Origin of the sequence: Pseudomonas sp. B5(2017) (assembly GCF_002112825.1) — a bacterium.
Classification (GTDB): Bacteria; Pseudomonadota; Gammaproteobacteria; order Pseudomonadales; family Pseudomonadaceae; genus Aquipseudomonas; species Aquipseudomonas putida_Z.
On record NZ_NEIR01000022.1, the window covers coordinates 22,109 to 35,585 of the forward strand.

Here is a 13,477-nt window from a genome sequence, read left to right on the forward strand (position 1 = left end):
ACCGGTTTTGCCGATCAGCCTTGTACCTGCAATGCACCGAGCATCAGGTCGAGGTTTTGCACCGCCGCACCGGAGGCACCTTTGCCGAGGTTGTCGAACACTGCGGTCAGCAGCACCTGGCCATGCTCAGGGTTGGCGTAAAGCGCCAGGCGCAGGTCGTTGCTGTCGTTCAACGCCTCGGGGTCGAGGTTCGGCGCTGCGCCGTGCTGGTGCAGGGGCATCAGCTGGACGTGGCGGGCACCCTGGTAGTGCTGCTGCAGGCAGGCCTGCAGCTGTTCGGCACTGACCTGGCCGGGCAGCAGGCGCAACTGCAGCGGGATGCTCAGCACGATGCCTTGGCGGTAGGCACCGTAGCCGGGCATGAACATCGGCCGCGCCGACAGCCCGGCGTGCTGCTGGATTTCCGGCACGTGCTTGTGCGCCAGTTCCAGGCCGTACAGTTGCAGGGCCGGGGTTTTGCCGGCGGCGGGCTGTTCATGCCGTTCGACTGCGGCGCGGCCGCCACCGGAATAGCCGGAAATGGCGTGGATGTTCAGCGGGTAATCCGCTGGCAGCAGGCCGGCCTTGACCAGTGGGCGCAACAGGGCGATGGCGCCGGTGGGGTAGCAGCCGGGATTGCTGACGCGCTTGCTGTGCGCGATGCGCTCGGCTTGCTGCTCGTCGAGCTCCGGCAGGCCATAGACCCAGCCTGGGCTGGTGCGGTGCGCGGAGCTTGCGTCGATCACCCGTACCTGCGGGTTGTGGATCGCCGCCACGGCCTCGCGGGCGGCATCGTCGGGCAGGCACAGCAGGGCGATGTCGGCGCTGTTAATTGCCTCGCGGCGCCGTTGCGGGTCTTTGCGCTCGGCTTCGGGCAGGGTCAGCAGGCGCAGATCGCTGCGGCCTTGCAGGCGGGCATGGATCTGCAGGCCGGTGGTGCCTTGGTCACCGTCGATGAAGACAACAGGGGTGTGCATGGTCAAAGTCCGGTCGGGGAGGGATGGCCTATGCTCGCTTGTGGCTCTGGTAAAGAAAATTTGAATATGATGATCGATATGTTCATCTTTTCTGAATGAGTTTGGCCCATGCGCGAAATCAGCCTCGATCGCCTCCGCACCCTGGTGGTCATCTCCGACCTGGGCTCCTTTGCCGAAGCCGCCCGCCAGCTCAACCTGGCACCGCCCACCATCAGCCTGCACGTGGCCGAGCTGGAGGCGCGCATCGGCGCCCCGTTGCTTACCCGCACCCGCGGCCAGGTGCGGCCCACGGTCATCGGCGAAACCCTGCTGGCCCGTGCCCGCCGCCTGCTGGCCGACGCCGACCTTGCGCTGGATGAAGTGCGCCGACAGGTCGAGGGCCTGACCGGCCGGGTGCGCCTGGGCGCTTCCACCGGTGCCATCGCCCACCTGCTGCCGCAAGCGCTGGAGCACTTGCGTACGGTGCACCCGGGGATCGATGTGCAGGTACAGGTGCTGACCTCCCAGGCCTCGTTGGCGCGCTTGCGCGAGGGCACGCTGGATATCGGCCTGGTGGCCTTGCCACAGGTGGCCGGCAAAGGGCTTGCGGTTACGCCCTGGCGGCGCGACCCGATCCTGGCCTACGTGCCGGCCGACTGGCAGCCACCGGCCAAGGTTACGCCGGCCTGGCTGGCGCAGCGGGCGTTGATCCTCAACGACAGCAGCACCCAGCTTTCGCGGGTGACCGGCGAGTGGTTCGCGGCAGCGGGGTTGTACCCCGAGCCGCGAATCGAGCTGAACTACAACGATGCGATCAAGAGCCTGGTCGGGGCCGGGTATGGGGCGACATTGTTGCCGCAGGAGGGGGAGTCGGCCGAGCTGGACCGGCGCATCGCCCGCCGGCCGCTGCGGCCGGGGTTGTGGCGGCAACTGGGCATTGCTTGCCGGGAAGGGCAGGTGGAGCGGGCCACTGGATATGTGTTGCAGGCGTTGGAGCGGTTGCGCCAGTGAGGGCCCTGGGGCTGCTTTGCAGCCCTTTCGCGACACAGGGCCGCTCCTACAAGGGAACGCGACCTCTTGTAGGAGCGGCCTTGTGTCGCGAAAGGGCCGCACAGCGGCCTCAGGTTTCAACCCCGCTCTCGGGCCCGCAGCGCGGTCACTGTCTCCCCGCCAACCCCCCAGTTATCGGTCGGCACCTCCTCGATCACCACAAAGGTACTGGCCGGCGGCTTGCCCAGCACCTGCTGCAGCATGCGGGTCGTCTGTTCGATCAACTGGCGCTTGTGCTCAGCGCTCACGCCTTCATCGGTTACGCGAATATGGACATAGGGCATGGTTCTCGCTCCTCTGTCAGTGCCAGGTGCCAGCGGTGCTACCGCCATCCACCGGCAGGATCACGCCGCTGACGAAGCGTGAATCGGCCAGGTACAACACTGCATCCACGACATCCTGTGGCAAGCCGGTGCGGCCACTGGGTGACAGCGCGCCCATGCCTTGTGTGTTGCCGCCATGCAGCGGTGTTTCGATGATCCCCGGTGCCACCGCATTCACCTGTACGCCGCTGGCTGCCAGTTCCAGTGCCAGGCCTTTCACCGCCTGGTTCAGGCCACCCTTGACCAGTACCGGCAGCAGGGCCGGCACGCGGGTGTCCGGTTGCAAGGCGATGGAGGCGGTGATGGCGATGATCTGCCCATGCCCTTGCCTGGTCATGACCCGCGCCGCTTCCTGGGCCGGGTAGAAGAACCCCTTGAGGTTGGTACCGACCAGGGCGTCGACATCCGCTTCGCTGTACTCGGCAAATGGCTTGGCAATGAAGATGCCGGCGTTGTTGATCAGCAGGTCGACCCCGCCAAAGGCTTGCTCGGCGCTGGCGAACAGGCGCTGCGCCGTGCCCGGTTCGGCGATGTCGCCAGCCACGCCGATGAAGCGCGATGGGTTGCCGAGGCGGGCGGCGGCTTGCTCAAGGCGGGCCTGGCTACGGGCGTTGCCGACCACGTTGTCGCCGCGTTCGAGGAATGCCTCGGCCAGGGCGAAACCCAGGCCGCTCGAGGCCCCGGTAATGATGACGGTGCGTGGCGTGTTCATGTGCATGATCTCCAGTGAAGTGAGCCATGGGCTCGGTGTGAAGCCACTGTAGGTTGCAATCAGCACTTGAAAAATGAGGCACGGGGCATTTCAATCGATACACCATGTAATCAATCGAGCCGTCATGACCCGCCATTTCGATGACCTGCAACTGGGCAGCCTGGAACTGTTCTGCCTGGCCGCCGACAGCGGCAGCTTCACTGCCGCGGCCACGGAGGCCGGCGTTACGCCGGCGGCGGTCAGCCGCAGCGTGGCGCGCCTGGAAGAGCGCCTGGGCGTGCGCCTGTTCGTCCGCACCACCCGGCAGATGCGCCTGTCCGCAGCCGGCCAGGCCTATTACCAGCAATGCCGGCAGGCACTGGGGCAACTGGTCGAGGCCGAGCGCCAGGTCACGGGCGGGCAGGTCGAGCCGAGCGGCCGCCTGCGTATCAGTGCACCCACGCCCTATGCCCATCACCGGCTGTTGCCGCTGCTGCCGCGGTTTCGCCAGCGCTACCCAAAGGTGCAGGTGGATATGCATGTCAGCAACCGCAACGTCGACTTTGCCGAGGAACCATTCGACCTGGCCATTCGTGGTCGCGAGCCGGCCGATTCGCGGCTGGTGGCGCGTCGCCTGGAAGATGCCGAACTGGTGGTGGTGGCCACGCCGGGCTACCTGGCCCGTGCCGGCACGCCACGAACACCACACGACTTGCTGCAACATGAGTGCATCCAGTTCGAACTGCCCAGCAGTGGCCGCCGCCCGCCGTGGAGCTTCCTTCAGGATGGCCAGCAGGTGGAGATCGAAACCCAGGGTGGGTTCACCTGCCTGGGCGACTTCCTCGCCACCGCCACGCTGGTGCGCCACGGCGGCGGGCTGATGCAGGCTTACCGCTTTACCGTGCAGGACGCACTGGCCAGTGGCGAACTGGTGGAAGTGCTCGCCGAGTTTGGCGGCACTTCGCGGCCGTTCATGCTGATCTACCCCCAGGCCCGGCACATGCCGCTGCGGGTGCGGGTGTTCATCGATTTCCTGTTTGCCGAGGGGGCATAGCCCCCGGGTCGAGCCGAGGCGCCGTGGCGTATGGCCGACTATGCTGTTTGCTGCGTCGAGCCAATGTCATCTCGACGACCCTTCAGGTTTTCCAGGAGAACGCTCCATGAAATCCACGAAATGCATACCCTTGCTGGTGATTGCCTCGGTCCTCAGTTTTGCCGCACACGCAGACCCAGCGAGCAACTGTGCGGCCAAGATCAAGGAACTTGAGGATTTCGACAAGGCCAGTGGCCAGGCAATGCATGGCGGCATGGCCCATGACTTCAAAGTCCACCTGCAAAATGCCAAGGATGCTCAGAGCAAGGGTGATATGAAGCAGTGTCAGGCCTCGGCCGACCAGGCCAAGACTATCTACAACAAGGCACGTAGCAGATAAGCGCTTCCTGGCCCTTTCGCGGGTAAACCCGCTCCCACAGCATCTCCAACAGGCTCAAGGCCAGCGCGGTACCTGTGGGAGCGGGTTTACCCGCGAAGAGGCCAGTGCAGGAAAGCCCAGTCAGAACCAGCGATCGTTCTTCCTGCGCCCACGGGTCAGCGCCGGCAGGATCAGCCCCGCCAGCAAGCCCGCGCCGGCAATGCTGCCGCCATACACCATGTAGCGCATCATCACCTGCTTGTTCTCGTCCCCCAGGCGGGCCTGGGTATCGCGCAGCTGCGACTGGCTCTGGTCGAGCTGTTCATTCAGCGCCTTGTTGCGCGCCTCCAGTTCGTCGATCAGCTTCTTGCGTGAATCCAGGGTTTCCTGCATGCCCTGCACGCGGCTCTTCCAGCTGTCGTCGATGTTTTTCAACTGCCCGGTCAGGTCCGCGACCTGGGCATCGAGCTGCGGCAGGCGCTCGCTCTGGCCTGGCACCGACTGCAGGTCGTTGCTGAGAATCCACACCAGATCGCCGTTCTGCCCGCGCACCTGGCTGTAGTTGCCCTGGCTGCCGATCAGGGTCAGCTTCTGCCCGGACTTGAGCGTACCGACGATGCGGTGGCCATCGGTGGGGCCGCTGCGCACGTAGGTGCTCAGGCTATCGCTGACCCAGCGTGCGTCGCTGGCAGGCTCTTCGGCGTGCACCGGTGCGGCAAGGGCCACCAGGGTGGCGATCAGGCCGCCGCGCAGGGCAGTGAGGGCGGAGGCAGTTGGGCGGGAATCGGGCATGTTGGGTCTTCGCTGAAACAGGACAAAAGTAGGCCCGGTGACTGGGCCGATGAACCGGTCGGTGAGTTGACCGTCAGCGAAAGACCGTTTTTTTGTAGGCGGGTTCACTACCTGACGTCGGAAATGTCTGCAGGATGTTGCAGGGCCCGGCTTGGCTTTGCTGCATTGCCAATGAGGAAAATGTCGTGGAGTACCCCTTGTCGATCCTGTGAATTCACCCTGCTTGCCGGGGCTAGACTCTGGAGTTCACATTCATTCATGGAGCAAGACCATGACTGCCAGGAACACCATCTGCCTCTGGTACGACAATGATGCCGAGGAGGCAGCCAACTTCTATGCCAGCGTCTTCCCCGACAGCAAGGTAATCGCGCTGCACAAGGCACCGAGTGATTACCCGTCGGGGAAGGAGGGCGACGTGATCACGGTCGAATTCACCGTCATGGGCATTCCCTGCGTGGGGCTCAATGGAGGCAAGGCCTTCACGCACTGCGAGGCTTTTTCATTTCAGGTCAGCACCGAGGACCAGGCCGAGACCGACCGCTTGTGGGATGCCATTGTCAACAATGGCGGCCAGGCCAGCGTCTGCGGCTGGTGCAAGGACAAATGGGGGATTTCGTGGCAGATCACCCCGCGCATCCTCATCGAAGCCATCGGGCACCCCGACCGGGCAGCGGCCAAGCGGGCGTTCGAGGCCATGATGCAGATGGGCAAGATCGATGTGGCCAGGATAGAGGCGGCGTTGAAGGGCTGATTACGACAGTGAAGGCATCTTGATTGAGGGCTGATCGGGGTGAGCGTGCTTTTGACCATGAGTTTTTGTAGAACCAGGAAATCCGCACGCCATGATGACTGTTGTCGTTCGACACCGACCTGATTGGTGTATATGGCTTCTGCGTGGACATGTCGCGCAGCTGGATCTGCGGTGGCCTGGAGCCCACGGCTGAGCAGAAGCGCCTGTACCGCATTGCCCATGAACACATCCACGTCAACGCCGAAATGGTCAAGCCTGGCGTGCGCTTCACCGAACTCACCCGCAACGGCCACCGCTTGCCCGAGAGCTGCCGCGCACAGCGTTACGGCGTGATGTTCCATGGGGTAGGGCTATGCGACGAGTACCCGAGCATTCGTTACCCGGAAGACCTCGAGTCCTATGGCTACGAAGGCGAACTGCAGCCGGGCATGGCCTTGTGCGTGGAGGCCTATGTGGGCGAAGTGGGCGGCCGTGACGGGATCAAGCTGGAGAACCAGTTGCTGGTGACCGAGGATGGGTATGAGCTCTTGACCTATTACCCGTTCGAGGAAAGCTTCCTGCGCGATTGATTGGGCACCTGAAACCTGCGCCGTACCTGTGTAGGAGCGGCTTTAGCCGCGAACACCGGCAAAGCCGGTGCCATCCACCGCGCCGCCTGCTTCGCGGGTAAACCCGCTCCCACAAGGTACGGCGCAGGCTCCGGCTCACGCGGTCCCTGTGGGAGCGAGCTTGCCCGATCAGTTGCCGGTCACTTCGGCCTCTGCCGACGCCGGCTTGGCCGAAGTCTTCTTCTCCTGCACCACGATGTAGAACTCTTCGCCATGCTTCACCGCGCCATACAGCACGGCCTTCTCGATCAGTTCGTTGCCGCGCAGGTGGCGCAGCATCATCGGGTCCTTGCGCAGGTCGCGGTACAGCGCCAGGCACAGCAGCACCATCACCACCACGAACGGCAGGGCCACGACGATGGTCAGGTTCTGCAGGCCGGTCAGCGCCTCGCCGGGGTCGCTCGGGTCGCCGATTGCCAGCATGATCGCCGCCACCGTACCGGTCAGTGCGCCCCAGAAAATCACCGTACGTCGCGATGGCGTGGTGGTGCCGTGTTCCGACAGCGTGCCCATCACCAGCGAGGCCGCATCGGCACCGGAAACGAAGAAGATACCCACCAGAACCATCACCAGCACCGATGTCGCCGAGGCCAGCGGGTAGCTGTCCAGCAACTGGTACAGCGCGTGGTTGCTGTTGACCGCACCATTGGCCAGCTGGAAGGCGCCTTCGCGCAGGGCGTCGATACTCGCGCCGCCAAAGATGGTGAACCACACCAGGCTGACCAGGCTCGGTACCAGCAGCACCCCGGTAACGAACTGGCGGATGGTGCGGCCGCGGCTGATGCGGGCAATGAACATGCCCACGAACGGCGTCCAGGAAATCCACCAGGCCCAGTAGAACACGGTCCAGCCGGCCAGCCAGCTGTTCATCTGTTCACCGCCGCTGGCGTTGGTGCGGGCCATCATTTCCGGCAGCATCTTGACGTAGATGCCGATCGAGGTTGGCAGCAGGTTGAGCATCAGCAGGGTCGGGCCGACCATGAACACGAACAGCGCCAGCACCAGCGCCAGCACCATGTTGGTGTTGGACAGCCACTGGATGCCCTTGCCGATGCCCGACACCGCCGAGGTGACGAAGGCGATGGTCAGCAGGGTGATGATCGAGATGTAGAACAGCTTGCCGGGGCTTTCGATCCAGCCGTTGTATTCCAGGCCACCGGCGATCTGCAGCGCGCCCAGGCCCAGCGAGGCCGCCGAGCCGAACAGCGTGGCGAAGATCGCCATCATGTCGATCAGGCGGCCGAGCGGGCCGTTGGCATGCTTGCCGATCAACGGCCGGAAGGCGGCGGAAATCAGCTGCGAGCGGCCGCGACGGAAGGTGCCATAGGCAATCACCAGGCCGACGATGGCATACATGGCCCAGGGGTGCAGGGTCCAGTGGAACAGCGTGGTGGCCATGGCCACCTGCATCGCTTCGCTGGATTGCCCGGCGGCCGTCCCAGGCGGTGGCGACACATAGTGCGACAGCGGTTCGGCAACGCCGAAGAACATCAGGCCGATGCCCATGCCGGCGCTGAACATCATCGCCACCCACGACACCGTACGGAATTCTGGCTGTTCGCCATCACGGCCCAGCGGGACCCGGCCGTAACGGCTGGCCGCCAGCCACAGCACGAACACCACGAACAGCGTGGAGGTGAGCACGAAGAACCAGCCGAAGTTGAGAATGACCCAGGATTGCGCGCTGGAGGCGCTGCTGGCGAGGCTGGCCTGGTTGAGGAAGCCCCAGAGGACGAAAGCGATTGCCAGGAGGCTGGTGAAACCAAAGACGATCCAGTCGATCTTGCCCTCGAAACGCCGGTCCTGGCGCGCTTCTGCGGTTTTCGAGGGGTCCGTCACGCCAAGGTCGAGCGTTTCGGTGATGTGTTCCTTTGCCATGAATGATGAGGCCCCTTTCTGGCTTACCTGCAGGTGCAGGCTTGTTGTTGTGTGGGCTACCGAGTTCGATGACTGCCTCGGCCGGGAGATTGCTGGCGGGATTATCCTGTGCACGAAACGGCGGCTCCTGTCCCGATAACGCCCCGGGGCGTCCATTACGCGACCTGCCAAATACTTTTAGTTCTGGGGGCGATGGCCCTTTCTGCTTCGCGTTCTGGTACCCTGATGGGCATTCCCCGGGCCTGCACATCCGAGCACCGTAGAAGCGCTGCTGCTTGTGGGCCTGGCCGTACCAGGAAACGGAGATTCGTCCAAATGGCCACTGACCGTGTGAGCCTGATTCATTTCGATAAATTGAGCATGAGCCCTGCCGCTGCCGATCGGTTCCAGAAAGCCCTCGACGCGCTGGAAGCGCTCAAGCTGCAGGACCGTTACGTGTATCTCATCGCTCCTTATCTGGGTGATATCGCTGACGCCTCCGACCCCGAGCAACTGGCCACCGCCCTGGAACAGGGCTTGCGCGTGGTCGACGAGCTGCTGGCTGCCAGGTCGGTCAGCAAGATCAAGGCCGAGGAAGTGCGCCAGGTGTTCCAGAGCGCCGCCGAGCGTGCGCGGGCAGAAATGCCCGGCTGAGTGGCGGCATGGCCAAAGACATCGACAACCCTTGCGTCTCGCTGTGCCAGCTCAATAGCGAGCTGTGCGTGAGCTGTGGTCGCACCCGTGACGAAATCCGCAAATGGCGGGGCATGAAGCGCCCCGAGAAGATGGCCACCGTGCAGCGGGCGGCAACGCGGATGAAGGCTATCGCCAAGAAGGCGGCCAAGCGGCAGAATGCCGACTGAACCTGCGCACCCTGTGCGCGGCCTTTCCTGATTGTCTGACGAGCCTGAAAATGGATTCTCACTCGCTGTTTGCCTTTACCCTGGTCGCTGCCATCGCGATCGCCAGCCCCGGCCCTGCCACCCTGATGGCCATCAACAACAGCCTGGCCCATGGCCAGCGCAGCGCGATCTGGTCGTCGCTGGGCAATGGTTCGGGCCTGTTCTGCCTTTCTGCTGCAGCCATGCTGGGCTTGGGCGCGCTGCTGGCCAGTTCCGAAATGCTGTTCAACGCCGTGAAGATCCTGGGGGCGGGCTACCTGTTCTACCTGGGGGCGCGGCAATTGCTGAAAAAGAGCCCGATGCTGGCGCAGGGCGCCGCAGAGGGTGTGGCCAAGGTCCGGCCCACGCCGCTGAAACTCTACAAGTCGGCCTTCCTCACGGCAGTGACCAACCCCAAGGCGACCATGTTCTTCACCGCACTGTTCCCGCAGTTCATCGACCAGGGGGCGGCGCTGCTGCCGCAATTCCTGATCCTGACCGGGATATTCGTGGCGTTGTCGCTGGTTTCGCTGAGCCTGTATGCCGCGCTGGCAGCGCGGGCCAAGGGCGTGCTGACCCGGCCGTCGCTGTCGCGCTGGGTGAGCCGGGTGGTGGGCACCACCTTCATCGGTTTTGGCGCGGCGATCCTGGCGATGCGTCGGCAGGGGGCCTGAAGTACGAGGGCCGCTCGGCCGATAAAAGGCCAACCTGATGGCCATACATGGTCCAGACTGTCTACAGCACGCACAGATGGGTGCTGCAGTCGACCACAGGATGTGGCAGCCTTTGGCCACCGCTCCGGGTCTGCGGATGTCACATGTGCCGAGGGTTGTCGATGATCGAGCGCTGCTTTCGCCACGCCTTGTTGCTGCTGCCGTGCCTGCTGCTGCCGCTGGCGGCGGTAGCGCATGAGGAATGCCGGCGGCTGACTGCCACCGGCAACCCGGAATACCCCCCCTACCTGTGGCGCGACCCGCAGAACCCCCAGCAACTGATCGGTGCCAATGCCGACCTGCTCAAGTACCTGGGCAAGCAGCTGGGGCTGGAAATCGAGGTGGTCTACGGCGGGCCGTGGTCGCGCGCCCAGGAAGAAGTGCGCACGGGCCGGATCGATTTGATGGCCGGGTATTTCCTGACCGAGGCCCGCCGGCAACAGATGGACTTCATTGCCCCGGCATTCCTGCATACCCCAAGTGTTGTCTGGGTGCGCCAGGACAATACCTTTGCCTACCGGCAATGGGCCGACCTGAAGGGGCGCAAAGGTGGCACGCTGGTCAACAACAGCCACGGCCAGCAGTTCGACGACTACGCCAGGACCAACCTCACCCTCGAAGCGGTACCCGGTGCCAGGCAGGCATTCGAGAAGTTGATGCACAAGCGCAGCGATTATGTGGTGTACGAGCAGTATCCCGGCTTGGCGCTGGCGCGCACATTGGGGATTGCCGACACTTTGCAGGTGCTGGAGCCACCGATATCCAGCGAAGGGCTGTACCTGGCGCTGTCGCATGACTCGCCCTGCAACCAGCCGAAGCTGCGTGAGGCGCTGGCGAGGGAGATGGAAAAGATCGTTGCCGGGGCGTTGCCGGAGCAACTGCTGCAGCAAAACCTGGAGCGTTGGCAATAAATAGCAGCCTGGTATGCGCTCCTACAGGGACCGGGCCAGTTGCTCGGCTTCCTTGGCCCGGGTCACGCTGACTGCGCCGGGCAGGGTGACATCGTTCTTCGCCGCGAGGATCTCGGCCATGACACTGACGGCAATCTCGGCCGGGGTCTTGCTACCGATATAAATGCCGATAGGGCCGTGCAGGCGCTGCAACGACGCTTCGCTTTCGCCAAAGTGTTCGATCAGCCGCTCGCGGCGCAGCTGGCTGTTGCGCCGTGAGCCGATGGCACCGATATAGAACGCTGGGCTGTGCAGGGCTTCGAGCAGGGCCAGGTCGTCCAGCTTGGGGTCGTGGCTGACGGCGACGATGGCGCTGCGCAGGTCTGGGGCGAAGGCGCGGACCACGTCGTCCGGCATGCCGGCCAGGTGGTTGACGCCGGCAACGTTCCAACCTGCCGTGTACTCGGGGCGCGGGTCGCACAGTGAAACGCTGAAGCCATTGAACAGGGCCATGGTCGCCAGGTATTCGGCCAGCGCGCCGGCACCGATCAGCAGCAGGCGGTAGCCGGGGCCGAGGGTGCTGAGCATGTGCTGGCCATCGAAGCTGAACAGTTCGGGCGTGGTGGTGGCGGTGAGGCTGGCCTCGCCGCTGCGCAGGTCAAGCCCACGGCGTACCAGATTGCCGCCGTCGAGGCCGGCGAGCAGTTGCTCCACGTGTGGCAGCGACGGGGCGAATTCCAGCACCAGTTCGAGGGTGCCGCCACAGGGCAGGCCGAAGCGGTGGGCCTCGTCGGCGCTGACGCCATAGCGCACCACCTGGGGCAGGCCGCCGGGCATGCCGGGGCCGCCGTAGGCACTGGTGTAGCGGTGAATGAGGTCGTCCTCGATGCAGCCGCCAGAGACACTGCCAACTACACGGCCGTCGCTGCGCAGGGCCATCATCGAGCCCACCGGGCGGGGGGAGGAGCCCCAAGTGCGGGCGACCGTGGCGAGCAGGGTGCGGTGGCCGGCGGCGAGCCAGTCTCGGGTGGTGCGCAGGACCAGCAGGTCGATGCTTTCCATGGGTACTCCGGTAAAGCCTGGTGTTCAAGGGTGGCTGTACCGGCCTCTTCGCGGGTGAACCCGCTCCCACAGGTACTGCACAGGTCTTAGGGGTGGTGCAAATCCTGTGGGAGCGGGTTCACCCGCGAAGAGGCCGGTACAGCCACCAAATTCATCGCATATGCAAAATGATCGGGCTACTGCTGGCCGGGTCGGTATGCCCACGCAACTTGCCCACCGCCTGCGCATTCACCGCCCCACCATTGTTCCCCCAGGCACTGCGCACGAAACCCAGCACATCAGCAATTTCCTGGTCACTCAACTGCTCACGGAAGGCCGGCATGCGATAGGCATCGGGCAACCCGGCCGTCACCACCCGCTGCGAACCATTGAGGGTGATATTGATCGCCGAGGCGTCTTCCTTGGCCAGTGCCGAGGTAGCGCCGGCCAAAGGTGGCATCCACTCGGCCTGGCCCTTGCCGTCCAGGCCATGGCACGACGCACAGCGGGTTACATAGGTATGCGCCCCAGGGCTGTCGAGCCGCGCCGCCGTCGTTTCGGCCTGGTACTGCCACGGCTCACCGTCGCGTTGCGGGTCGCCGGGCAGCGACTTCAGGTAGTGGGCGATGGCGGCCAGGTCGTCGTCACTCATGAACTGCGTGGAGTTGTTGAATGCCTCGGTCATCGAGCCGAATACCACCGCATGCCGGTTGCGTCCGGTCTTGAGGAACTGCGCGATCTCGGCCTCGCTCCAGCGCCCCAGACCGGTGTTGGGGTCGGCACGCAGGCTCGGTGCATACCAGCCATCGAGTAGGGCACCAGCGAGGAACGGCTTGCCGCTGTCATCCAGGGCCTTTTCGTTGAAGGCCAGGCCGCGCGGCGTATGGCAGCTGCCACAGTGGCCAGGGCCCTGGACGATGTAGGCGCCGCGGTTCCACTGGGCATCCTGCCCGGCTTGGTCGGCATATGGCGTGGTGGCGGCGAACAGGCCGTTCCACATGGCAATGGGCCAACGCCAGTTCAGCGGCCAGGGAATGTCGCTGGCAAGGTTGGCCTGTTGCACGGGTTGCACGCCGTGCATGAAGAAGGCGTACAGCGCCTTTACATCGTCATCGCTGAGCTTGGCGTAGGACGGGTAGGGCATGGCCGGGTACAGCCGCCGGCCACCGGGCGCGACGCCCTGGCGCACGGCACGGTCGAAGTCGGCCAGGCTGTAGCCACCGATGCCGGTGTCGCGGTCGGGGGTGATGTTGGTGGCGTGGATCGCCCCCAGCGGGGTGGCCATTTCCAGCCCGCCGGCGAACGGTTTGCCGTCCGGCAGGCTGTGGCAGGCCACGCAGTCGCTGAGGCGGGCCACGTACTCGCCACGGCTGACCAGCGCCGGGTCGGCAGTGGTGGCCTGCGCATCGGCAAATGGCGAGGCGGGCTCGCGGGTGACGTACCAGGCCAGCAGGCCTGCCGCGACCAGGCACGGCAGCGCCAGCCAGCCAGCGGTTCTTGCGAAACGGTGGGTCATGGGGCGTCCTTGTCTGC

The 13,477-nt window shown here is 64.6% G+C and carries 16 protein-coding genes; 9 read left to right on the top strand and 7 right to left on the bottom strand.

From position 1 onward, the window contains the following. Positions 1–14 precede the first annotated feature (14 nt). The gene (argC, locus tag CAG00_RS25725; RefSeq protein ID WP_013973018.1) at positions 15–956 is read right to left on the bottom strand and encodes an N-acetyl-gamma-glutamyl-phosphate reductase; all 942 of its coding nucleotides are present in this window, start codon (positions 954–956) and stop codon (positions 15–17) included. A 108-nt stretch (positions 957–1,064) separates the two neighbouring features. Here argC and CAG00_RS25730 point away from each other — a divergent pair, with 108 nt between their 5' ends. Then, a complete protein-coding gene (locus CAG00_RS25730; RefSeq protein ID WP_025338802.1) occupies positions 1,065–1,946 on the top strand; it encodes a LysR family transcriptional regulator in 882 nt (293 codons plus the stop codon). Between the two features lie 116 nt (positions 1,947–2,062). Here CAG00_RS25730 and CAG00_RS25735 read toward each other — a convergent pair whose 3' ends face one another. Both CAG00_RS25735 and CAG00_RS25740 read right to left on the bottom strand, forming a co-directional pair. Further along, positions 2,063–2,269, bottom strand: a complete 207-nt coding sequence (locus CAG00_RS25735; protein WP_025338803.1) for a 4-oxalocrotonate tautomerase family protein — start codon at positions 2,267–2,269, stop codon at positions 2,063–2,065. A gap of 16 nt (positions 2,270–2,285) precedes the next feature. Beyond that, positions 2,286–3,020: an SDR family NAD(P)-dependent oxidoreductase gene (locus tag CAG00_RS25740; RefSeq protein WP_085617083.1), complete on the bottom strand. Its 735-nt coding sequence runs from the start codon at positions 3,018–3,020 to the stop codon at positions 2,286–2,288. A 124-nt stretch (positions 3,021–3,144) separates the two neighbouring features. On the opposite strand from CAG00_RS25740, the gene CAG00_RS25745 reads away from it, so the two are divergent. Both CAG00_RS25745 and CAG00_RS25750 read left to right on the top strand, forming a co-directional pair. After that, complete coding sequence (locus tag CAG00_RS25745) at positions 3,145–4,053, top strand: LysR family transcriptional regulator (RefSeq protein ID WP_085665653.1); 909 nt, start codon at positions 3,145–3,147, stop codon at positions 4,051–4,053. A 106-nt stretch (positions 4,054–4,159) separates the two neighbouring features. After that, positions 4,160–4,432 (top strand): hypothetical protein, encoded by a 273-nt coding sequence (locus CAG00_RS25750; RefSeq protein WP_025338805.1) that lies wholly within the window; start codon positions 4,160–4,162, stop codon positions 4,430–4,432. A 120-nt stretch (positions 4,433–4,552) separates the two neighbouring features. Here the strand turns inward: CAG00_RS25750 and CAG00_RS25755 are convergent, their stop codons facing one another. After that, on the bottom strand, positions 4,553–5,203 hold the full coding sequence (locus CAG00_RS25755; RefSeq protein WP_025338806.1) for a TIGR04211 family SH3 domain-containing protein: 651 nt from the start codon (positions 5,201–5,203) through the stop codon (positions 4,553–4,555). A gap of 271 nt (positions 5,204–5,474) precedes the next feature. Between CAG00_RS25755 and CAG00_RS25760 the strand changes: the two genes are divergently transcribed. Both CAG00_RS25760 and CAG00_RS25765 read left to right on the top strand, forming a co-directional pair. After that, complete coding sequence (locus tag CAG00_RS25760; protein ID WP_085617079.1) at positions 5,475–5,954, top strand: VOC family protein; 480 nt, start codon at positions 5,475–5,477, stop codon at positions 5,952–5,954. A 101-nt stretch (positions 5,955–6,055) separates the two neighbouring features. Beyond that, positions 6,056–6,523 carry a Xaa-Pro peptidase family protein gene (locus CAG00_RS25765; protein WP_256579164.1) on the top strand — a complete coding sequence of 156 codons (468 nt, stop codon included), beginning with the start codon at positions 6,056–6,058 and terminating at the stop codon, positions 6,521–6,523. A 168-nt stretch (positions 6,524–6,691) separates the two neighbouring features. Here the strand turns inward: CAG00_RS25765 and CAG00_RS25775 are convergent, their stop codons facing one another. Continuing rightward, a complete protein-coding gene (locus CAG00_RS25775; protein ID WP_085665655.1) occupies positions 6,692–8,440 on the bottom strand; it encodes a BCCT family transporter in 1,749 nt (582 codons plus the stop codon). Positions 8,441–8,755: 315 nt separating this feature from the next. Between CAG00_RS25775 and CAG00_RS25780 the strand changes: the two genes are divergently transcribed. The 4 genes from CAG00_RS25780 (at position 8,756) to CAG00_RS25795 (ending at position 10,924) form a co-directional block, all read left to right on the top strand. Beyond that, positions 8,756–9,073, top strand: coding sequence for a hypothetical protein (locus tag CAG00_RS25780; protein ID WP_085665656.1), 318 nt, complete (start codon positions 8,756–8,758; stop codon positions 9,071–9,073). An 8-nt stretch (positions 9,074–9,081) separates the two neighbouring features. Further along, entirely contained in the window at positions 9,082–9,282 is a 201-nt protein-coding gene (locus CAG00_RS25785) for a DUF1289 domain-containing protein (protein ID WP_012271937.1), read from the top strand. Positions 9,283–9,332: 50 nt separating this feature from the next. Beyond that, the gene (locus CAG00_RS25790; protein WP_025338811.1) at positions 9,333–9,974 is read left to right on the top strand and encodes a LysE family translocator; all 642 of its coding nucleotides are present in this window, start codon (positions 9,333–9,335) and stop codon (positions 9,972–9,974) included. 161 nt (positions 9,975–10,135) lie between these two features. Then, positions 10,136–10,924, top strand: a complete 789-nt coding sequence (locus tag CAG00_RS25795) for an ABC transporter substrate-binding protein (RefSeq protein ID WP_085665657.1) — start codon at positions 10,136–10,138, stop codon at positions 10,922–10,924. 21 nt (positions 10,925–10,945) lie between these two features. On the opposite strand, the gene CAG00_RS25800 is transcribed toward CAG00_RS25795, so the two are convergent. Both CAG00_RS25800 and CAG00_RS25805 read right to left on the bottom strand, forming a co-directional pair. After that, positions 10,946–11,965: an XdhC family protein gene (locus CAG00_RS25800; RefSeq protein ID WP_085665658.1), complete on the bottom strand. Its 1,020-nt coding sequence runs from the start codon at positions 11,963–11,965 to the stop codon at positions 10,946–10,948. Positions 11,966–12,116: 151 nt separating this feature from the next. Then, complete coding sequence (locus tag CAG00_RS25805) at positions 12,117–13,460, bottom strand: cytochrome c (protein ID WP_085665659.1); 1,344 nt, start codon at positions 13,458–13,460, stop codon at positions 12,117–12,119. Positions 13,461–13,477: the final 17 nt, after the last annotated feature.